Consider the following 20,033-nt stretch of genomic DNA (forward strand, 5'->3'; position numbering starts at 1 on the left):
ACTGCCACCAGCAGTACTTGGACAAGAACCCGACGGGGTACTGCGGGATCGGGGGGACGGGCGTGAGCTGCCCGGTGGGAGTGGCTCCGGCCGAGGACTGAGTGGGGACGTCACCCCAGGTAGGGGCGTTCCCGATGCTCCAGGAAGTGCCGAATACGGAGCTGCTGCGTGTGGTGCATCGGGAGATCGCTCATCTCGTCGGGTTGGATGAACCGCAGTTCCGTGGACTCGTCCGAGATGGCAAGCTGCCCCCCGACCACACGCGCCGTAAAGCAAACATTGAACTGCCGCCGCACCTCCCCGTCCGTGTAGGCGATCACGTGACGGGGATCGGTGTACGTCCCCACCAGTCCCGTGATCTCCACATCAAGCCCGGTCTCCTCCTTGACCTCGCGGACGGCGGTGCCGGGAAGGGAGTCGGTCATCTCCATGCCGCCGCCGGGCAGGGCCCACAGGGCGTTGTCCCTCCGCCGCTGGAGGAGGATGCGGCCCTCGTCGTCGATTACCACAGCTGAAGCGGCAACGACGAGACTGTTGGGCTCAGGGGCGTCGGGATCGTCGTAGTACTCGGTACGCGACAGGGTTCACTCCTCGGGTACAGGCTTCGCCGTTTTCCAGACCGCGTCAAAGCTCTGGGCGTAGGTGGCGAAGATTCCACCATTCCCGTTACGGCGAAGGTGCCATACCGGGGCTGCATAGGCGTTTACGCCCCAGACATGGGCATTGGCCAGGAGCTGGTCGTCCGCCCGGTAGATGGAGTTGTACAGCGTGGATCCGTGGGTCCGGATCTCGATTCCGGGTACCCCAAGGAGCGGCCGATAGTGCATGAGGGCGAGCCGGCATCGCGATTCGATGCCGTGGCCGAAGCGTTCCTCCTCGCCGCGCTGCCGCACGTTCTCGCTCTCCGCATCGCCCAACGCGATACGTACGGAGCACCCTTCGGCGGCGCGCTCACGGAGCAGATCGTTCAAGCGAGGAAACCCCTCGTGCAGGAAGACCGCCGCGTAGACGAGTACGTCGATGTTCTCGCGGGCTTCCGCCAGCATGTCCGTGAACGTGGACACGGGGACATCGGCCCGCTGGTTGTACAGAGCGACCAGCTCGGAGCTTACGGCGCGGGCAGAGCGTGCTTGCCTGAGCGCTGGCCAACGTGCACGTCTTCTCCTAACGTCTCAGCCGCCAGCAGGGCCGTCGCTCGTCGAGGCGTCCGACCCAAGTTGACCCACCGCTCTACGGACTTGGGGTCCACCTGAGCCCTCGCTGCGAGGGAGGCATGGGTCCACCCGCCGGCTGCCATGGCGGCTCGAAGCCTCTCGTTCGGCATCCGCAGTCTCTCCCTCGAAGTTGGGACGTTGCCAGGGACGTTCTACCTCCTCCGGGACGTCCCAAAATGGGTTTTGGGTGAGGTTCCTACGTCCTGGGCATCGCCGTGATCCTCCTTGCATGAGCGACAAGAAAGCCCCTGCGGTGGGCACTTTGACGCTGGACACCAGGAGCGGCCGGGTCGGCCGAGTTATGGATTTTGAGGGGCCGCACGTACAACTTCGGCCGCCCCAAGGCGGGCTCGAATGGGACGCACGGCCCGAGGATCTACGCCTGCTCGGCTCCTGTGACGACCTGAGCTCGCGGGTGGCAGAGCTCAACGCTCACAGCAGGAGCGGGCTGTGACCAGGTCAGTCTTTCGCTATCTCAGATGGACTATGGGGCCGGAGACCGCTCCGGAGGCCCCCGAGGTGGTGCACGAGTTGGAGTGCATGTCCTGCGACGCCGCAGCAGAGCCCTCGGAAGAATTCGAGACAGCGCGCGACTGGGCCTTCTCTCATACCGGCCAGCACCCCTCGCACCGCGGGTACCGCGAGACCGTCACCCGATTCTGGCGCATGACGCCAACGGACGGTGAGTGCCTGTGAGACAGCGACTGTTCAGCGTGCTGATCGTGGCCTTCTGGGCGGTGATAGTCGTGCCGCTCGTTGTCGTCAGCACTCCTGAAATCGGCCGATCCAAGACATGTGAGACCGGACCACCCCTCGCCTGGACAGCATCGGGGTGGTCCGGTCCGGAGCCCTCGCGGACCCCAGTGCCGATGGTACTGGGGTCGCTGTCATGCCTGCTGACCGGCGGGTGGACATCCCCAGGCAATCAACTACTGCTCCTGGGAGTGACGTTCTGTGCAACGCGATCCGATGGACCCGAACTTCAACGACGAGGCTCTGGAACCAGCCGGCTGGATGTGGGTACGCGGCGTGGACTACGTGGCCGGCTAACGCAGCGTGGTGGACGCTGCGGCGGAGCTGAAGGGAGCCATGGATGAGGCAGGCATCGACAAGACCGAGATCAGGCCGACGGCGGCAACGACAACTGATGGTTCAGGAGTGGTCCGGCTGTCGCTAAAGGTGGAGACTGCTCTAGCTCTGGCTCACGCAGCGCGAGAAGGAGCGCTCAGGTCGCGAAGGGCCGGAGCTTTGGTGCTGAAAGGGCTGTGCGCGCCGCCGCGGGCCCGTCGGGCGTCACGATCACTTCTTTGTGAGCCTGGGGTGGAGGATTGGGACATCCGCTGCTGGCCCGGCATCTGCCGGCTCTGTCCCACAGGCCGAGATCGGCCCCTTGAGCAACCTCGTTGACCTCGGTTAACCGAGTGATCTGGCACGCTTCTGGCACGGGAGCGATCCCCTAAGGATTTAAGGTGCTCGACACGCACACGACTCCGGGGGCCCTTGTACCTCGCAGCATCCTTCCTGTTCAGCGCCCTGCAATCGCATGAGTACCGTATATCCGTCCACGAGTGGTCCACGGCTCCTAACGGGTCGAGTGTGGTCGTTCGAGGATCCCTCCGTGAGCCCGCCCGGTCGGGGGTTTCAAAGGGACACTACGGAGTAGGCCCGCCGCTGGCTGTGATCGCTGTATCCGGCTGCTGCACAGGATCCAGGTGGGGGCGTGGCATGGAGCAGGAACTGCCGAACGGCTCCTGGTGGGCAACGACGGACGTCCGTGGTTGCTTTGGCGTTAGTGATCACGGCCCCGTAAGCTTGCGGAGCGTTGTGCAGTCTGTGGACAGCAGGCTGAGCCCCTGCCCTAGCTGCACAGCACCAGTTTGGATGAGGCGCGGGCGACGTCGACGAGAGCTGGGACCCAAGAGCAACGGTTACGTTCTGGCGCCACCTCGTCTAATCCTCTACGCCTACGCGGAGCGTCGACCCGAGCCATACTCCACGCTCGCCCCCCAACTCCGTAGGCTGTGCTCAGACTTCGTCTGGATCTTCTTGCCTACCTGACATACCCTCAAGTCGTGATCGGCAGTGCGTGGGGGGTGCAGCAGTGACGCAGGAGCAGTTCGGCTGGCTCTCGGAGGCCATCTCGACCTTCGGCGCGTCGTGCAAGGACATGGTGAACGGACCGGGCGACCCCGAGGCGTCTATCCGCCCGCCGATGCAGAAGCTCCTGGAGGCTGTGGGCAGTCACGAGGCCTTGGACGGCGTTCTGTGGCACTCCGAAACTCCTCTGCGTGATGTGGGTGTGCGCCCCGACTATGCAGTCGAGGTACACGGCGACATCGTCGGTTACATCGAAGTCAAGCGTCCCGGACACTCTGTTGATCCGGAAAAGTTCACGGGGCGCAACAAGAAGCAGTGGGAGCGACTGCGTGACCTGCCGAACGTGCTCTACACCAACGGCACGGAGTGGCGACTTTTTCGCACCGGAGAGCAGATCGGCACTCCAGTCGTCTTCGAGGGCGATTTGGCCAGTGCAGGACGGTCGCTATCCGCTCGTGAGCCTGCAGCGTTCAACAGTCTCCTGAGGACCTTCCTGCATTGGATTCCCGAGCCAATCCGCCATGCATCGGCTCTGGTTCGGCGCACAGCGCCGCTGTGCCGCCTGTTGCGCGCAGCGGTCCTGGAGCAATTGGAGTTCGAGGGCAGGTATGCGGCGGAGGGCGCGCGTCCTGAGGAGTTGCGCTTCACAGGGCTGAAGAACGACTGGCGCAGGCTGCTCTTTCCGACGGCCGATGACGCCACCTTCGCCGACGGCTACGCCCAGGCAGTGACTTTCGCGCTATTGCTGGCGCGCACCGAGGACATCTCCTTGAAGGGGGTGGGGCTGCATGAGGTCGGGCGGCGGCTGGATGCCGGACATGCCTTGATGGGCAAGGCTCTTCAGCTCCTCACCGACAACATCACGGTGAGCTTCGAGGTCAGCCTCGATCTGCTCATTCAGGTGATTGACGCAGTTGACTGGGCGGCGATTCGTAAGGGCCGGCGGGATGCATATCTGCACCTATACGAGTCGTTCCTGGAGGTGTACGACGAGAAGCTACGGCAGAAGAGCGGCTCGTATTACACCCCACGCGAAGTGGTCGAGGAAATGGTGCGTCTCACCGAGGATGTGCTGCGTACACGCCTGGGCCGATCGGACGGATATGCGGACGAGAGCGTGCGCATCGTCGATCCAGCTATGGGAACAGGCACGTACCTTCACGCGGTCATTGAACATGTCGCCGCCTGGGCGGCGGAAAACATCGGCCCCGGAGCAACGCCGGATGCGATAGGTGATCTGGCGAAGCGCCTGATCGGTTTCGAGCTGCAGATGGGGCCCTTCGCTGTCGCCGAGCTGCGGACCTCGGATCTGCTTAAGCGGCATCACGCGGTCGCACCGCCGGATGGGATGAAGCTTTTCGTCACCGATACGTTGGACGACCCGTATCTGGCCGAGGAAACCCTCGCCTCGACGTACGGAGTGATCTCGGAGTCTCGTAAACGGGCGAACCAGGTGAAGGCCAGCACGCCGGTCACCGTTGCAATCGGCAACCCGCCCTACGACGACAAGGCCAAGGGGCGCGGCGGCTGGGTCGAGAAGGGCACACCCGCGCAGGGTGTGGCTCCCATCGATGCCTTCAAGTGGCCTGGTAACGGCCGCTATGAGCACGTGCTGAAGAATCTCTACGTCTACTTCTGGCGCTGGGCGACCTGGAAGGTCTTTGACGCCCATCCGCAGGATCAGCAGGGAGTCGTCTGCTTCATCACGCCGTCGGGGTTCACCACTGGGCCTGGCGGGCGTGGCATGCGGGACTACCTGCGGCGCACCTGTGACGAGGGCTGGATTATCGACCTGTCTCCGGAAGGGCACCGCCCAGATGTGGCCAGCCGGATTTTCCCAGGTGTCGCCCAGCCTCTGGCCATCTGCATCTTCGTCCGCAGTAAAGACACCGACCCCGAGCGGCCCGCCCGCGTCCATTACCGCGCCGTCCACGGCAAGCGAGGCGTCAAGTACCGCCAGCTCAAGGAGATCCGGCTGGACGACGACGGATGGCAGGACACGCACTCGGATGCCATCCGCCCCTTCCGCCCGGCCACTGAGACGGGATGGGAGGATTACCCCGCTCTCGACGATCTCTTCCGCTGGGGGAGTCTGGGCATCACGGCCAACCGCTCCTGGGTCAACGGCCCCAGCAGGCAGGTGCTTGAGAAGCGCTGGGCGCGTTTGATCCACGAGAACGATCTGGCCAAGAAGGCGGAGCTGCTCAAAGAGACCCGGGACCGTTCGCTGTACAACAGTAGAAATCCTCTGCCCGGGCAGCCCGAGCACACCCATGAACTCGCAGTCGAAACGAATCTGGCGCCTGACCTGGTACGCATCGCCATGCGGAGCTTCGACCGGCAGTGGCTGGTCTCCGATAGCCGTGTCATCGACTTCGCCCGGCCGGCGTTGTGGGAAGCCATGCAGCCAGATCAGCTCTTCCTGAACCAGCAGTCCTCGCACGAGATCGAAACCGGGCCAGCGATCGTCGCCACCTCCCTGCTCCCCGATACCCACCATTTCAACGGCCGCGGTGGCAAGATCATGCCGATCCTCCATCCAGACGGCACTCCCAACGTGCATCCGCGCCTTCTCGCGTACCTCGCCGCCGAACTTGGCATCGACGACGTCACGGTGCACGATCTGGCTGCATATGCGGCGGCTGTCGCCGGGCACGCCGGATTCACTAAGCGGTTCACCGAGGAGCTCCTCACCCCAGGCGTGCGGCTGCCGCTCACCCGCGATTCCGCCCTGTGGCACGAAGCGGTGCAACTGGGCAAGCGTCTCTTGTGGGCCTCGACGTACGGGGAGCGCTATGCCGATCCGGTAGATGGCCGACCGGCCGGCGATGTCCTTTTTCCGCTAGGGGATGCGCGCCGGCTTCGTTACGACCAGCACATAGGGGCGGAAGTCCCCGCCGAAATCCGGTACGCCGAGATGACCGGCACCCTGCACTTGGGCGGCGGGCATGTCAGTCCTGTTCCCGCCGAAGTGTGGCACTACGACGTCGGCGGCATGCAGATCGTTAAGAAATGGTTCGGCTATCGAAAGGCCAACCCGAACAGCCGCAAGACCAGCCCCTTGGACGACTTGCATGTCGAGTCTTGGCCAGCCGACTGGTCGCGGGAGCTCATGGAACTGCTCTCCGTGCTGCGCCGACTTGTTGACCTCGCGCCCGCCCAGCAGGACCTGCTGGATCGCGTCCTCGCCGCTCCCACGATTACTACAGTTGACCTTGAGAGGATCGGTATCCTGCCGGTCCCCGACAAGGCCCGCAAACCCCACCGCCGAGTCGTGCTCCCAGCGGAGGCTGGCGAGGAAGTGTAGGGCCTGGTCAGTGCGCCCAACGCTCCACGTACGCCAGCGCCTCCGTCAGGCTCCATGCCCCGTTGGTGAGCTGGCGGAGCGCGTGCAGTTCTGCACTAAGTGAGGGTGCGCGTCGCTGGAGGTCATCGGCGAAGACGCTCACCTCTGCTAGGCGCGTCGAGAGAACGGCACACTCGGCTTCGAAGTGCACTGCCCTTCCGCGCGGCGTGATGGCCAGGCGCTCCCCTCTGACCTCCAACAGTCCCATCCAGCTGAGAGTTCGCACGTCGTCGGCGATCGATGCCTCTTCGAGGTCTCGGACCGCCACCGAGACGGGATCCGTATCGGGGTGTGGAACCTCGGCGAGCATGAGGTGTTGCAAAAGCTGAAGCTGCGAAGGGGAGAGAGCTGAGTACACGGTTGCATGTCTAGCAGCACAGGGGGCCAGTCCCGTGCATCGGGACCGAGCTCGACCCAACTTCCACCTGAATCAGACCATTATTCCCGGACCCGACGACAGTCAGCCACGACGGCGGGTGCGTCGGCCGACCACGCGCGTGTGTGCCTCGCTGCACCCCCCCACGGGCCTCAGCCACGCTATCGGGGTATGTCGTCGACTAGAGAAGCGGCTCCGGCCGGCCCGTGGCGACGGCCGAGGCCCTCAGCTTGGGAAGCTGTGTTCATCTGGGGTCCGTTCGGGCGCTCACCTCGGCGGATGGCTGTAGAGCCGTCTCATCGGGCCCGACTGCATTCACCGTGGTTCCCCGCGGTGTCTGGTGCACCTGTGGTGCAGATGCTCGGCCCATCGCTGGGGAACACCCCCGCAGCCGGCGGAGCTTGCTGTACCCAGATGCCTGCGAGGGGCGGCGGAAGCACGGGCGGTTCACCTGCCCTGCGCCGCCGGAACGCCTCGAACTGCATGGGGAGGGCGTATACGCAGTTCAAGATTGCTTCTGTGAGCAGCAGAGGATCATGTGCATCCTGCCTCTGTACCGGTATGCCGGTGTGGTGTGCTACGTGGTTACTTAGCCCTCGCAGCTCCTGGGCCCACTCAAACAAGCGACCATCAAGCTTCTCGTCGGCCGCGAGTTGCTTGAGCGCGTTTACCAGTGGCTTCGTGGTCGCTGCTTGGTCTAAGCAGAGACCTTCGAGGACCCGTCGGACCATGGCAGCCGTAGCGGTGAATGCCTTGCTGGTGAAGCAACGGCGAGCTTCTTCACACTCGTCGCGCAGCTTCTCGGAACACTGAAGCTGTGGCGCACAGCCATTAGACGAACGCGATACAACGAGCTCTTGCAGAACCTGCTCAACCACCACCCACCTCAGCTCCCATCCCGTCCGTCGTCGACCCACACACCGTGGAGCGGGCGTGGTCCATGGCGTCCAGGTGGAGCGCGCCACTGTACGAACGACCTGGCCGCCATGGGCCGCGTCTGCTCGGCTCTGCCTGGGTCGACGGTGGACGGGATGGGAGCTCCCCGCGCAGGCCACAACGGACCCGCAGTCGGCGACGGCGCCCCCCAACCGCATGCACCGCTGGGCGCCGTTGGCGCCATCCCTCTTCCATCTTTTCCTCGTGCACGCATACGGCCGTACGCTTGGCGGGCGGGTGGAGGCGCAGGTTCTGCGCCGCCTTTAAGTTCAAATCACCGCTAGCTCCATTCAGTTGGGAGCCGCGACAAAGGCCTCCGCATTCTGCGGAATGCTGACCGGACCGTATGGTCTGACAGATTCGCCGGGACGGGGGGCAAGCCAAGTGCCCTATCCGGACGAACTGGGGACGGGTCCTGCCCAACGGCGGTCGCTCCTGCTTCAGAGGCCGCAGAACCGTAGGCCTGTGCGCTCGCGCTTGCTTGACCTCTGTGGTCCTTCCGTTCCGTGACCTGCGAGATTCCAGTCAGAGGGCGAATCGACAGTTGCCGCAACAACGCCATCCGCATCCTAATGGCTGTCGCATCCGTCAACAGCGGTGACACAGGATGGAGATGCGGACCCCTGGCGGCGAGTGCATGCGCCCGACGTCGGCGCGGTCAGGGCCGGCGGATGAGGGGCCGGGGCGCGCGGACGCCGGTTCACCAACTGTACGCGCAAACCGAGGCATTCATACCAATTGATCAGCGAACGAAGTAGATCAGCACAAAGCCGCCGACCAACGCCGCGCAGCGATAGACGGTGGTCGACCAAGACGCGCCAGGTGGTTGGCCAGCGGTGCCAGGGAGCTTCAACTTATGCCCGGATACGGACTCCGAGTAGGGGGAATTTTGTCATGCAGCTCACGTTGGCGCCTTGGGATCGCAGGCGGTTTTACAGGAACCACGACCGAGTGGGCTTCAAATCCAAGAAATGGCCAGCACCTCCGCGGATCAATGAAGCATCAAGTCCGGCGGTAATCATCATCCTGCCCGCCCTGGTGATCAATGCTTCCAATCAGGCCGTCAATCAAGCCAAGGCCGGCTCCGCAGTGGGCCACCCGACGGCACAGGCCGCAGGGACCGGGGGGCAGCTACCCCGTTGGAGTCGGTCCGGCTCCGGAGGCAACAGACAGCAAGTAGATTGTGGCGCTTGAAGTTGACTGGCGTGCGAAGGCGGTCACCAAAACCGCGCGGTGGCGAAGCCGTCGGCGTCGGCCGCAGACGTACCTCATGGGCGGCATACGTTCCCGCCGTCAAACGGTCGTTGGGGTTTCGGGGAAATAGATCACGAGGGTGTGTTCCGGCTGTTCTGCCAGGTGGAAGGCGGTGTAGCGGTAGTTGACCGGTCCGTGGGTGGGGTGGTGTAGGCGTTTGTGGCCGCTGTGGCGGGGTTGTAGCTCGTAGTGGGGCCACCAGGTGCGGGCTTCGGGGCTGTGGGTGTGGAGTTCGTCGATCAGGTGGGTGTAGCGCGGGTCGTCCGGGTGGCGGGTGGAGAGGGTGCGGAGGCGGGCGAGGAGGGCGCGGGCCTCGGGTTCCCAGTCGACCAGGACCTCGCGGGCCGCGGGTTCGAGGAAGACCCAGCGGACCAGGTTCGGCGGGCGGTTCGCCTCGGTGGTGAGGTGGGGGAAGAGCTGGGCGGCTGCCTGGTTGTGGCTGAGTACGTCGTAGTTGCCGGCGATGACGTACGCCGGGTGGGGCTGGAGGAGGAGGGGGACGGCTGCCGCCTCGGCGGGGAGCGGCTCGGGTTCTTCGGCCTCGGGTAGGGGGGCGTGGCCGGCGAGTTGGAAGAGGTGATCGCGCTCGTGACGGTCGAGCCGTAGTGCTGAGACGAGGGCGTTCAGCACCTGCTCGGAGGCGCGGATCTTGCGGCCTTGCTCCAGGTACGTGTACCAGGTGGCGCTGATTCCGGCGAGCAGGGCGAGTTCCTCACGGCGGAGCCCCGGCGTCCGGCGGCGGCCGGTCCGGGGCAGGCCGACCTCGTCGGGGGTGAGGCGCTCCCTGCGGCTGCGCAGGAACTCGCCTAGTTGGCGGCGCAGTTGGTCCGGCTGCTGTTGTGACATGCGTGTGGCACCTCCGGGTTACGGACACCTCTCGGTGAGGGATGTCTGTCGGGGACCGATACCTCTCGGTGACCGATACCTGTCGGTTAAGGGCGCCTCTCGGTGACCGATATCTCTCGGTTATGGGCGTCTCTCGGTGACGGTCGCCTCTCGGGTCGCGCATTTCGCCATCGCGTGGCGTCGTTCGCCTCTCGGGTGGCACTGGCACCGCTGGTTCCAGAATAAGTGCGGTCTGGATACCAGGGTGAACGCCTTTCAGACTGACGTGATCGGGCAACTGGCCCGTGCGGCAGAGGAGGAGACCATGTCCGGTATCGAGGGGAAAGTCGTGGCGATCACGGGGGCCAGCAGTGGCATCGGGGAGGCGACGGCGTTGCTGCTCGCCGAGCGGGGGGCGCGGCTCGTGTTGGGGGCGCGTCGGTCCGAGCGTCTTGCGGAACTGGTGGGGCGGATCGAGGAGGCGGGTGGCTCGGCCGTGCAGGTCCGTACCGATGTGACTCGGCGGGAGGATCTGAAGCGGTTGGTTGCGCTGGCAGTTGAGCGGTTCGGGCGGCTCGATGTGCTTGTCGGCAATGCGGGGGTGGGCACGATTTCGCCGCTCGACGATCTGCGGGTCGAGGAGTGGGATCACATGGTCGATGTGAATGTGAAGGGGGTGCTGCACGGGATCGGCGCCGCGCTGCCGGTCTTCCGGGCGCAGGGCACGGGTCACTTCGTCACCACCGCCTCCACGGCCGCGTTCCGTGTCGTGCCGACCATGGCGGTCTACGCCGGTACCAAGTTCGCGGTCCGGGCGATCTGCGAGGGGCTGCGCCAGGAAGCCGGCGAGGGGCTGCGGGTGACCACCGTCTCGCCCGGCCCCATCGCGACCGACTTCGCCGAGGCGTCGACCAACAGCCGGGTGCGGGCCGAGATCACGGCCATGCGGGACCGCCTCGCCATCCCGCCCGACGCGATCGCCCGGGCCATCGCGTTCGCCGTCGAGCAGCCGGCGGACGTCGACGTGAACGAGGTCGTGGTGCGGCCCACCGCGCAGGGCTGACCCTCCCTGGGTGCTGGAGGGGCTGCGGGACGTGGGCGCGTAGGGAGGGTCCGCGGCGCGTCCTACAGTCGGCTGTCATGGACTGGATCGAGCGGGTGGGGAAGCTGCGGCAGTGGTCGCGGAACGGGGCTCGGGCGCCGCACAAGCCGTTGTTGATGTTGTACGCGCTGGGGCGGTTCCGGCGGCAGCCCGATGGGGCCATGCGGTACTCGGATGTGGAGCGGGATCTACGGGATCTGCTGGCGGATTACGGGCCGGCGCATCAGACGTCGCCGGCGTATCCGTTCCATCATCTGGTGAGTGACGGGGTCTGGGAGGTCCGGACGGACAGCGGGGCGGGGAGTCCGGGGACCGGGGTGCAGGTGTTGCGGGCGAGTGGGGCGCGGGGGCAGTTGGTGCCCGGGTTGCGGTCCGCGTTGTCCGAGGATCCGGCCCTGCTCGGGCGGCTGGCGCAGGTGCTGCTGGACGTTCATTTTCCGCCGTCGATCCATGGGGACATCGCCGCCGCCGTGGGGCTCGATCCGGAGACGGGCGGTGGGGCGGTGCTGCCCGGCGGCGGTGCGGGGCCCAGACGGCGGCGGGCGGAGGATCTGCGCAGGCAGGTGCTGATCGCCTACGAATACCGTTGCGCGTTCTGCGGGTTCGACGGGGCGATCGGCCGGGTGCCGGTCGGGCTGGAGGCGGCCCATGTGCGGTGGTGGGCCTTCCAGGGGCCGGACGACCTCGCGAACTGTCTGTGTCTGTGCTCGCTGCACCACAAGCTGTTCGACCGGGGGGTGCTGGGGCTGGACTCCGGGCGGCGGATCACGGTCTCCCGGGAGTTCGTCGGGCGGAGCGACACCGCAAAGGGGCAGGTGCTGGACCTCACGGGGCGGCCGCTGATCGGTCCGCAGAGTGGCAGTGCGCGGGTCGCGAGCGAGCACATCGGGTGGCACACGGACCAGGTTTTTCGGGGTCGGCCGCGCGTTGTTGCGGAGTGTGTGTGAGGGCCCCCACTCTCCTGCGCTCCCACCCCCCACTGACTGCCCCTGCGTTCCTCCCGCTGCCCCTGCGCTCCCACCTCCCCGTACCCCTGCGCTCCCGCCTCCCACTCCCCCTGCGTTCCCCTCATTCCCCCCTCAGCCGGGCCCGGTCCGCTGCCGCGCGGCCCTGGTGCCAGCCGGCCTCGTCGCGGATGCCGCGGAGGCGGACCGGGGCGGTGTCCGGGAAGAGGGCGCCGGTGGTTTCCTCGACGGCGAGTTCGCGGGCGGCGAGGACGGGGAGGAGGTCCGGGGCGGGGGTGGCGGACTCGACGGTGGCGGCTGCCGTGGCGGCCGCGGTCGCCGCGGCGAGCCGGTCGCGGATGCGGTCCGCGTACGCGACGAGGAAGGTCTGGCGGAAGTCCCGGGTGCGGCGGGCGCGGCCGCGGGCGTGGTGGTCGTCGCCGGCGCGGTTCATGGCCGTGGTGGCCTGCAACAGCAGTGAGGTGTAGAGGAGTTCGGCCGCCTCCAGGTCCGGCGGGAAGCCGACGACCGTGGAGAAGCCGGCCTCGGCGGCCCAGACGGCCTGGCAGCGGTTGGCGGCCGCGACCGCGTCCAGGAGCAGCGCCTTGGCCTGTTCGTACGGGCCCTCGATGCCGATGCGGACCGCCGACGGGCCGCCGGCCGGGCCGCCCGCGGGGCCGTGGCCGCCGGCCAGCAGCGCCTCGTCGATGCTGTGCCGGGCCATCAGCTCCTGGGCCTTGGCGGAGAGCGCCTCGGCCTCCTCGGCGTAGGGCGTCGCCTCGGCCTTGGCGAGCAGGGCGCGGATCCGGCCGAGCGCCCGGGAGGCGGCGGTGCGGGCGGTGCCCGACGGGGAGCCGGCAGCCGGCCCGGTCGGTGGCGGGGGCGGCGGGAGCGGGGTGATGCGGGGCAGCCGGGCGAGCAGGCGCAGCGCCGCCAGGACGGCGTAGGCGGCCTCGAAGCGGGAGGTGCGGCCGCGCCGGGCGAGGGCGTCCAGGTAGCCGCGGTCGCCGTCCCACCAGACATCGGCGTCGAGCCGGCGCAGCTGCTCCTGCCAGCGGGGATCGCGGGCGGGGCGGGGCCCGGACGGCCGGACGGCCTCGGCGGCGATGGCGTCCACGACGATCGCGACGGGGGTGGGGCCGTCGGCCTCCCGGCGGACGATGCGTTCCAGGTCGGCGGGGTGCCAGCCGCCCGCCCAGCACTGCCGTACGGCCGCGACGGCGGCCGCGACCAGCGCCGCGCTCACGGTCTCCGGCCCGGAATCCGGGCCGCACGCCGAGCCAGACCTCGGTCCGGCCGGCGGTCCGGACTCGCCGGCGGCCAGGACCGAGGCGCCCGCCTCGATGGCGTCCTCGGCCGCGGTGCCGTCGGGCGCGTAACGGACCCGGCCGAGCACCTCGGCGACCAGTTCGTCGGCCGCCGGGGGCCGGGGCCCGCCGCGTCCTCTGTTTCCGCGCTCGCTCATCCGTTCACTCTACGGACGGGCCGGGCCCGGCCGTGCTCCGGCGGCCGGCGGCGACAGCCCGGCCTGCTCGGACCGGCGCGTCCGTGGTGGCGGGTCAGTGGTGGCGGGTCACCTCACCGCGCAGTCACTTCACCGCGCCGTCACTTCGCCGCGCTGCCCGCCACCCACTGGGACCAGTCCATGTTCCAGCCGTTCAGGCCGTTGTCCGGCTTGACGGTGCGGTCCGGGGAGTTGATCACCCGGACGACGTCGCCGGTCTGGGAGTGGGTGAAGAACCAGGCGCCGTCCGTCTTCGGGTTGTCGGCGCCCTTGACGTCCTCCAGGCCGATGCAGCCGTGGCTGGTGTTGGCGGTGCCGAAGATGCCCTTGCCCCAGTAGTTGCCGTGGATGAAGGTGCCGGAGGAGGTCAGGCGCTGGGCGTGCGGGACGTCGGGGATGTCGTACTCGCCCTTGCCGTCCTTCTTCTTGAAGCCGACGGTCGAGCCGTCCATCCGGGTCTGCTTGAAGCGCTCGGAGATGACCATCTTGCCGTTGTAGGTCGGGTGGTCGTCGCTGCCGGCCGAGATCGGGATGGTCTTGATCCGGTGGCCGTCGCGCACCACGGTCATCTCGTGGCGCTTGGTGTCCACGGTGCTGATCTGCGAGTGGCCGACGGTGAAGCTGACGGTCTTGTTCTGGATGCCGGTGATGCCGGGGGACGCCTGGACGCCGTCCAGTCCGAGGGTCATGGTGACCTTGGAGTGGGCCTTCCAGTACTCCTGCGGGCGGAAGTCCAGCCGGGTGTCGCTGAACCAGTGGCCGACGACCTGCTGGTTGCTGCTCGACGAGACCTTGATCGCGGATTCCACGGCGGCCTTGTTCCTGACCGGCTTGTCGAAGTTGAGCGACACCGGCATGCCGACGCCGACGGTCGAGCCGTCCTCCGGCGTGAAGTTCCCGATGAAGCTGTGCGCCGGGGCGACCGTGGTGAAGCGGGTGTTCTCCACCGCCTTGCGGCCCTGGGAGTCCACCGCGTGGGCGGTGACCTTGTACGTGGTGGAGCGCTGCAGCGGCTGGTTCGGCTGCCAGGAGGTGCCGTCGGCGGAGAGTGTGCCGTCGACGGTGCGCCGGGAGTCGACCGAGGTCATGGTGACGTCGGTGAGTTTGCCGCCACTGACGGTGACCTTGGCGTCGTCCCTGTTGATGCCCGCGTCGGTCGCCCCGTCCTTGGGCGAGACGGTGATCCTGGCGTCGGAGGCGTCCTTGGCGGCCGCCTCGTCCACCTGCTTGACGTTCTCGTGACGGGTGCCGCCCGCACCGCCACTGCCTCCCTCAGCCGCATCGCTGCCGCCACACGCTGCCAGCGTGAGTACGCCCCCGAGCAGCGCGGCACTGGCTATGAGGCCCTTGCGGCGCTTGCTGTCCGTCATCACACGCATCTCCATTGCTACCGGTTTCGCAGGTTTTCCCCGAGCGAGGCGCCAACTGAACGCAGGCATATCTGGACGCAGGCATTCCGGCCGACGCCATATGAACGCCTTTTCCGTTTCGCCCGTTCCATTCCTCCGCAAAGTGTGGGGTAGGCCACTAAGAGAACTTCTTAGACATGTGGGGAACACTTCGCCGGCGCGGCCCCGGCCGGCCTCCCGGGCCGCCGACGCCCGGGCTGCCGGCTCCCGGGCTGCCGGCTCCCGGGCTGCCGGTGCACCCACGTCATCGGCCCCCGTACGGAGGGGACCGTACGGGGGCCGGGGCCAGGGTCGGGGGGACTCGATGCGGTGCCCAGGGTCAGCCGGCTCCCTCCGAGTCGTCCGCCAGGTCCCACTCCGCGGCCTCCCACTCGGCGTCCGGGTCGTAATCGGTCAGCTCCTCGCTGCTCCAGGACGCCTGGGCGAGCTCGGCACCCGGTACGGCGGCGACGAGGTCGAACGGGTCGACCAGCTGGGCCAGCGCCTCGGCCGGCTCCTCCCGGACGGTCTCCTGCGACTGCCGGCGCTCCTCCTCGGGCAGCGACGGGTCACCGTCGATACGCGTGAGGGCGGCGCCGGTCAGCAGGTCCGAGTCCGTGACTTCCATGATCAGTTCGACATGAAGCCGCACAAAACGTGATGTCTCACCATTGCTCATAGCACGGAGGTTAGGCATGACCGGCTCCTGACTTCCCCGCGACCCGCGGCGGTCATTAACATCTGAGGTCAACGGCCAAGTCGTCGAACCCACAAGGTCGAACCCACAAGGGGGATCGTTCGCCGTGACCGCACGCCGACCACTGCTGACCGCCGCAGCCGCGGGATCGGTGCTGTTCGCCCTGTGGTTCGTCCCCTCCGCGCATGCGATCGTCGGCGCCTCGGGACCCGAGGGAACGAAGAATTCCGCGGCGGACCGGGACCAGCGGACACGGTCCGCGCCGGCCGGCCCGGGGGCGGCCGGCGGCACCCAGCCGGGCCGCGCGGCCGGACCCCCGGCGACCCCGTCGCACTCCCTCGCCGACACCGGCGGCCCGGACACCACGCCGTACGTGTTCGGCGGCGCCGCCTGTCTCGCCCTCGGGGCGGGCCTGGTCAGCTACTCCGTGCGCCGCGGTCACGACAGAGTCATTTAAGCCCCATGAACGTCGCGGGGCGCCCGGTGCGGGAATGACCCGCGCCGGGCGCCCCGCGCCGTGTCAGGCCAGCTCTCCGGTGACCGCCTCCACGGCCGCCACCAGCTTCCCGTCCCGGACGAAGGCGTACGCGGCCTCCAGGTCGGGCGCCAGGAAGCGGTCCTCGCCGGGGCCCTGGATGCCCGCGGCACGCACCGCGTCCAGCACCGCGCGGGTGGCGGGCGCCGGGGTCAGGCCCTCGCGCAGTTCGACGGCGCGGGTCGCGGCGAACAGCTCGACGGCGACGACCCGGGTCAGGTTGTCGACGGCGGTGCGCAGCTTGCGCGCCGCCGACCAGCCCATCGAGACGTGGTCCTCCTGCATGGCCGAGGACGGGATGGAGTCCACCGAGGCGGGGGCGGCCAGCCGCTTCAGCTCGCTGACCAGCGCGGCCTGGGTGTACTGGGCGATCATCAGGCCCGAGTCGACGCCCGGGTCGCCGGCCAGGAAGGCGGGCAGGCCGTGCGAGCGGTTCTTGTCCAGGAGGCGGTCGGTGCGGCGCTCGGCGATCGAGCCGAGGTCGGCCGCGGCGATGGCGAGGAAGTCCAGCACGTAGGCGACCGGGGCGCCGTGGAAGTTGCCGTTGGACTCGACCCGGCCGTCGGGCAGCACGACGGGGTTGTCGACCGCGGCGGCCAGCTCGCGGTCGGCGACCAGCCGGGCGTGCGCGAGGGTGTCCCGGCCGGCGCCGGCGACCTGCGGGGCGCAGCGGATGGAGTAGGCGTCCTGGACCCGCGGGGCGTCGTCCTGGTGGTGGCCGGTGAGGGCCGAGCCGGCCAGCACCTTGTGCATGTTGGCGGCCGAGGCGGCCTGGCCGGGGTGCGGGCGGATGGCGTGCAGCTCGGGGGCGAGGACCTTGTCCGTGCCGAGCAGCGCCTCCAGGGAGAGGGCGGCGGTGATGTCCGCGGAGGTGAACAGCCGGGCGAGGTCGGCGCAGGCCATGACGAGCATGCCGAGCATGCCGTCGGTGCCGTTGAGCAGCGCCAGGCCCTCCTTCTCGCGGAGTTCGACGGGCTCGATGCCGTGCGCGGCCAGCAGTTCGCCGGCCGGCCGGACCACCCCGTCCGGGCCCTCGGCGTCGCCCTCGCCCATCAGCGTCAGCGCGCAGTGCGAGAGCGGGGCGAGGTCGCCGGAGCAGCCGAGCGAACCGTATTCGTGCACGACCGGGGTGATGCCGGCGTTGAGTATCGCGGCCATGGTCTCGACGACCAGGGGGCGGACGCCGGTGTGGCCGCTGGCCAGGGTCTTCAGGCGGAGGAACATCAGCGCCCGGACGACCTCCCGCTCGACCCGCGGGCCCATGCCGGCCGCGTGCGACCGGACGATGTTCCGCTGGAGCTGGACGCGCAGTTCGGGGCTGATGTGGCGGACGGCGAGGGCGCCGAAGCCGGTGGAGACGCCGTAGACCGGGTCGGGCTTGGCGGCGAGTTCGTCGATGAAGGCGCGGGAGGCGGTGACGGCGGCGAGGGCCTCCTCGGACAGCTCGATCTGGGCCGCGCCGCGGGCCACCGCGATGACGTCCTGTGCGGTCGTGCCGGACGTCCCCAGCACCACAGTGTGCATATCCATATTCAGGCACCCTAGAGACTGAATCGCCGAATGTCACCACCAAGTTTTGCGATCACCCCTTACGGATCTCCGTGCGCCGGCCGCGCGGCCGCCCGGCCGGAACCGGTGGCTCATCTCCGGAAGCGCCGGCGCTCCGGGCCCGACCGCCGGTCCGGGGCGTCCGCGAGCCGGACCACCGGGTCGTCCTTGCCGCCGTGCCGTCCGGCGACCACCGGCTCGCCCGACCGCGCCGCCTTGGCCTTGTACTGCGCGGCGTCCGCGAGCCGGAAGAGCCGGCGGGCGCTGCGCACCGGGCCGATCGGGTCGCCGGTCGAGGCGACCCCCACCGCGACCCCCTCGCCGAGCTCCAACTCCCCGGCGCGCTCGCACAGTTCACCGGCCACCTTGACCACCTCGTCGGCCGGCGGCCCCACCGCGAGCAGACAGAACTCGTCGCCGCCGAGCCGGGCCGCGAGCGTGCCGGGCAGCATCGCCCCGCACAACGACAGCACCGAGCCGAACCGTTCCAGCAGCCGGTCGCCGACCGCGTGGCCGCAGGAGTCGTTGACCCGCTTGAGCCCGTTGAGGTCGCAGACCACCAGGCTGACCACGGCCTCCTCGGTGCGGTGCAGCTCCAGCCCCTCGTCCAGCCGCATGTCGACGGCCCGGCGATTGGCCAGCCCGGTCAGGGCGTCGGTGAAGGCCAGCCGACGGGCCTCGGCCAGCCGCTCGGTCTGGGCGATCCCGGCGGCCGTGACCGCGGCCAGCACGCTCGCGAAGTTGGCGTCCGCCCGGTCGAAGACCGGTGCGCCGGCGGGCCGGGCGACATACAGCTCGCCCCAGGCCCGGCCGTGCAGCACGATCGGGGCGACCACGCAGGCGCCGCGGCCCCGGCGGCGCAGTGCGGCCACCCGCTGCCGGTTGGCGGCGCCGCCCCCGCAGTCCGCCGGAGCGCCGGGCGGCGGGTCGGCGGTCTCCACCCAGGCACTGGGCTCGCCGCCGCCGGCCCACTGTTCGTGGAGGAAGCCGACGATCTCCGGGAACTCGTGGACGGGATAGGCCTCGTCGTCCGGGAACTCCTCCTCGTCGTCGGCGAGTTCACCGACGTTGACCAGCACCCGCAGCTGCCCCAGTTCGCGCTCCCATTTCGAGATCGCGGCGAACGACCCGGCCAGGGCCTGGCGCACGCCCTGTGCCGCGGCGTGTGCCGATTCGCGCGGCGTGTGCGCGGCCGCCATCGCCTGCGCCAGCTCCACCACGGCCCGCAGCCTCGCATCGCCCTCGCCCTCAGCCGCCACCGGACCCTCACATTCCGTCACCGTGCGCACGCTCTGTACTACAGCGTAGGAATGTTTAACCCGTTTCGCCCCCTTTAAGTGTGCGAGCAACACCTGGGCGTTATCCGCTTTGTTGCTGGTGGCGGCCGGGGATGCGGACGAGAGCCGTGTGACTACCCACAGTTATCGGCAGCCTACTCCCCGGGCCATTCCGGATCCCGCTTCTCGTTGAAGGCCGCGACGCCCTCCGCACGGTCCCCGGAGAAGGCCACGCTGCGCCAGGCGCCGTCCTCCACCTCCAGTCCGGCCCGCAGGTCCAGCCCGTGCCCCAGTCGCAGGGCGCGCTTGGCGGCGCGCAGCCCGACCGGGGAGTTACGGGCGATCCGGGCCGCCAGCTCCAGCGCCTCGGCCCGGTCCTGCCCGTCCGCGACCAGCTGGTCGACCAGCCCCAGCTCCGCGGCCTCCGGCGCCGGCACCCGCCGGGCGGTGAAGACCAGCTCGGCGGCGCGCGCGGCACCCACCCGGCGCGGCAGCAGCTGCGTCCCGCCGCCGCCGGGGATGACGCCCACCGAGACCTCCGGCAGGCCGACCACCGCGGTGCCGTCCGCGACGATCAGGTCGCAGGCCAGCGCCAGTTCGAAGCCGCCGCCGAGCGCGAAGCCGTGTACCGCGGCAATGGTGGGCACCGGCAGTTCCAGTACGCCGGTGTAGGCGGCGCGGGTGCGCGGACGCTGGCGCACCAGGTCCGCGTCCGTGAAGGAATTGCGCTCCTTGAGGTCGGCGCCCACGCAGAACGCCCGGTCATGGGTGGAGCTGAGCACCACGGCCCGTACGGAACGGTCCGCGGCCAGCTCGGCGCAGGCCTCGGCCAGTGCGTCGGCCATGGCCGTGGACACCGCGTTCATCGCCTTGGGCCGGTCCATGACCAGTTCCGCGGCGAAACCGTGGCGGCGGACGGCGACCCAGCCGTCCGCGCCGAACCGCCGCTCCTCTTCCTGCCCCTGCATCCGGCCCTCCCTGTTAACGAGC

Annotated in this window: 14 protein-coding genes and 2 pseudogenes; 5 read left to right on the forward strand and 11 right to left on the reverse strand. The window is 68.7% G+C overall.

What is annotated here, in order from left to right:
* Window positions 1-5: 5 nt before the first annotated feature.
* Window positions 6-101: pseudogene (locus tag AB0E02_RS17795) on the forward strand (peptide-methionine (S)-S-oxide reductase); the annotation flags it as partial.
* Window positions 102-110: 9 nt separating this feature from the next.
* On the opposite strand, the gene AB0E02_RS17800 reads toward AB0E02_RS17795, so the two are convergent.
* Window positions 111-581, reverse strand: a complete 471-nt coding sequence (locus AB0E02_RS17800) for an NUDIX domain-containing protein (RefSeq protein WP_362140361.1) — start codon at window positions 579-581, stop codon at window positions 111-113.
* 3 nt (window positions 582-584) lie between these two features.
* Window positions 585-1,324: pseudogene (locus AB0E02_RS17805) on the reverse strand (helix-turn-helix transcriptional regulator).
* Between the two features lie 1,991 nt (window positions 1,325-3,315).
* Between AB0E02_RS17805 and AB0E02_RS17810 the strand changes: the two are divergent.
* A complete protein-coding gene (locus AB0E02_RS17810) occupies window positions 3,316-6,618 on the forward strand; it encodes a type ISP restriction/modification enzyme (protein WP_362140258.1) in 3,303 nt (1,100 codons plus the stop codon).
* A 7-nt stretch (window positions 6,619-6,625) separates the two neighbouring features.
* On the opposite strand, the gene AB0E02_RS17815 is transcribed toward AB0E02_RS17810, so the two are convergent.
* The 3 genes from AB0E02_RS17815 to AB0E02_RS17825 form a co-directional block, all read right to left on the reverse strand.
* Entirely contained in the window at window positions 6,626-7,015 is a 390-nt protein-coding gene (locus AB0E02_RS17815) for a hypothetical protein (RefSeq protein WP_362140261.1), read from the reverse strand.
* A 314-nt stretch (window positions 7,016-7,329) separates the two neighbouring features.
* The gene (locus AB0E02_RS17820; protein WP_362140263.1) at window positions 7,330-8,127 is read right to left on the reverse strand and encodes a DUF4145 domain-containing protein; all 798 of its coding nucleotides are present in this window, start codon (window positions 8,125-8,127) and stop codon (window positions 7,330-7,332) included.
* A gap of 1,135 nt (window positions 8,128-9,262) precedes the next feature.
* Window positions 9,263-10,069: a helix-turn-helix transcriptional regulator gene (locus AB0E02_RS17825; protein ID WP_362140266.1), complete on the reverse strand. Its 807-nt coding sequence runs from the start codon at window positions 10,067-10,069 to the stop codon at window positions 9,263-9,265.
* A 304-nt stretch (window positions 10,070-10,373) separates the two neighbouring features.
* Between AB0E02_RS17825 and AB0E02_RS17830 the strand changes: the two genes are divergently transcribed.
* Both AB0E02_RS17830 and AB0E02_RS17835 read left to right on the forward strand, forming a co-directional pair.
* Window positions 10,374-11,111 (forward strand): SDR family oxidoreductase, encoded by a 738-nt coding sequence (locus AB0E02_RS17830; RefSeq protein ID WP_362140364.1) that lies wholly within the window; start codon window positions 10,374-10,376, stop codon window positions 11,109-11,111.
* Between the two features lie 77 nt (window positions 11,112-11,188).
* Window positions 11,189-12,097: a phosphorothioated DNA-binding restriction endonuclease gene (locus AB0E02_RS17835; RefSeq protein ID WP_362140269.1), complete on the forward strand. Its 909-nt coding sequence runs from the start codon at window positions 11,189-11,191 to the stop codon at window positions 12,095-12,097.
* A gap of 121 nt (window positions 12,098-12,218) precedes the next feature.
* Here AB0E02_RS17835 and AB0E02_RS17840 read toward each other — a convergent pair whose 3' ends face one another.
* The 3 genes from AB0E02_RS17840 to AB0E02_RS17850 all read right to left on the reverse strand — a co-directional run bounded on the left by AB0E02_RS17840 (window position 12,219) and on the right by AB0E02_RS17850 (window position 15,665).
* A complete protein-coding gene (locus AB0E02_RS17840; RefSeq protein WP_362140271.1) occupies window positions 12,219-13,559 on the reverse strand; it encodes a DUF2786 domain-containing protein in 1,341 nt (446 codons plus the stop codon).
* A 140-nt stretch (window positions 13,560-13,699) separates the two neighbouring features.
* On the reverse strand, window positions 13,700-14,968 hold the full coding sequence (locus tag AB0E02_RS17845; RefSeq protein WP_362140273.1) for an Ig-like domain-containing protein: 1,269 nt from the start codon (window positions 14,966-14,968) through the stop codon (window positions 13,700-13,702).
* 358 nt (window positions 14,969-15,326) lie between these two features.
* Window positions 15,327-15,665 (reverse strand): hypothetical protein, encoded by a 339-nt coding sequence (locus AB0E02_RS17850; protein WP_362140276.1) that lies wholly within the window; start codon window positions 15,663-15,665, stop codon window positions 15,327-15,329.
* Window positions 15,666-15,789: 124 nt separating this feature from the next.
* Here AB0E02_RS17850 and AB0E02_RS17855 point away from each other — a divergent pair, with 124 nt between their 5' ends.
* Window positions 15,790-16,140, forward strand: coding sequence for a hypothetical protein (locus AB0E02_RS17855; RefSeq protein ID WP_362140278.1), 351 nt, complete (start codon window positions 15,790-15,792; stop codon window positions 16,138-16,140).
* Between the two features lie 63 nt (window positions 16,141-16,203).
* Here AB0E02_RS17855 and hutH read toward each other — a convergent pair whose 3' ends face one another.
* From hutH to AB0E02_RS17870, 3 genes are all read right to left on the reverse strand, one after another.
* Window positions 16,204-17,748: a histidine ammonia-lyase gene (hutH, locus tag AB0E02_RS17860; RefSeq protein WP_362140282.1), complete on the reverse strand. Its 1,545-nt coding sequence runs from the start codon at window positions 17,746-17,748 to the stop codon at window positions 16,204-16,206.
* A gap of 110 nt (window positions 17,749-17,858) precedes the next feature.
* The gene (locus AB0E02_RS17865) at window positions 17,859-18,965 is read right to left on the reverse strand and encodes a diguanylate cyclase (protein ID WP_362140367.1); all 1,107 of its coding nucleotides are present in this window, start codon (window positions 18,963-18,965) and stop codon (window positions 17,859-17,861) included.
* A 233-nt stretch (window positions 18,966-19,198) separates the two neighbouring features.
* Window positions 19,199-20,011, reverse strand: coding sequence for an enoyl-CoA hydratase-related protein (locus tag AB0E02_RS17870; RefSeq protein WP_362140284.1), 813 nt, complete (start codon window positions 20,009-20,011; stop codon window positions 19,199-19,201).
* Window positions 20,012-20,033: the final 22 nt, after the last annotated feature.

The organism is Streptomyces sp. NPDC048196 (assembly GCF_040652715.1).
In the GTDB taxonomy this organism is placed as follows: domain Bacteria; phylum Actinomycetota; class Actinomycetes; order Streptomycetales; family Streptomycetaceae; genus Streptomyces; species Streptomyces siderophoricus.

What these genes read in the sequence shown, in the direction of transcription:
- AB0E02_RS17825 (WP_362140266.1), bottom strand. Translation starts at nt 10,069, where the DNA reads ATGTCACAACAGCAGCCGGACCAACTGCGCCGCCAACTAGGCGAGTTC.
- AB0E02_RS17835 (WP_362140269.1), top strand. Translation starts at nt 11,189, where the DNA reads ATGGACTGGATCGAGCGGGTGGGGAAGCTGCGGCAGTGGTCGCGGAAC.
- AB0E02_RS17850 (WP_362140276.1), bottom strand. Translation starts at nt 15,665, where the DNA reads ATGAGCAATGGTGAGACATCACGTTTTGTGCGGCTTCATGTCGAACTG.
- hutH (WP_362140282.1), bottom strand. Translation starts at nt 17,748, where the DNA reads ATGGATATGCACACTGTGGTGCTGGGGACGTCCGGCACGACCGCACAG.
- AB0E02_RS17865 (WP_362140367.1), bottom strand. Translation starts at nt 18,965, where the DNA reads ATGGCGGCCGCGCACACGCCGCGCGAATCGGCACACGCCGCGGCACAG.
- AB0E02_RS17820 (WP_362140263.1), bottom strand. Translation starts at nt 8,127, where the DNA reads ATGCGGTTGGGGGGCGCCGTCGCCGACTGCGGGTCCGTTGTGGCCTGC.
- AB0E02_RS17870 (WP_362140284.1), bottom strand. Translation starts at nt 20,011, where the DNA reads ATGCAGGGGCAGGAAGAGGAGCGGCGGTTCGGCGCGGACGGCTGGGTC.
- AB0E02_RS17840 (WP_362140271.1), bottom strand. Translation starts at nt 13,559, where the DNA reads ATGAGCGAGCGCGGAAACAGAGGACGCGGCGGGCCCCGGCCCCCGGCG.
- AB0E02_RS17845 (WP_362140273.1), bottom strand. Translation starts at nt 14,968, where the DNA reads ATGACGGACAGCAAGCGCCGCAAGGGCCTCATAGCCAGTGCCGCGCTG.
- AB0E02_RS17830 (WP_362140364.1), top strand. Translation starts at nt 10,374, where the DNA reads ATGTCCGGTATCGAGGGGAAAGTCGTGGCGATCACGGGGGCCAGCAGT.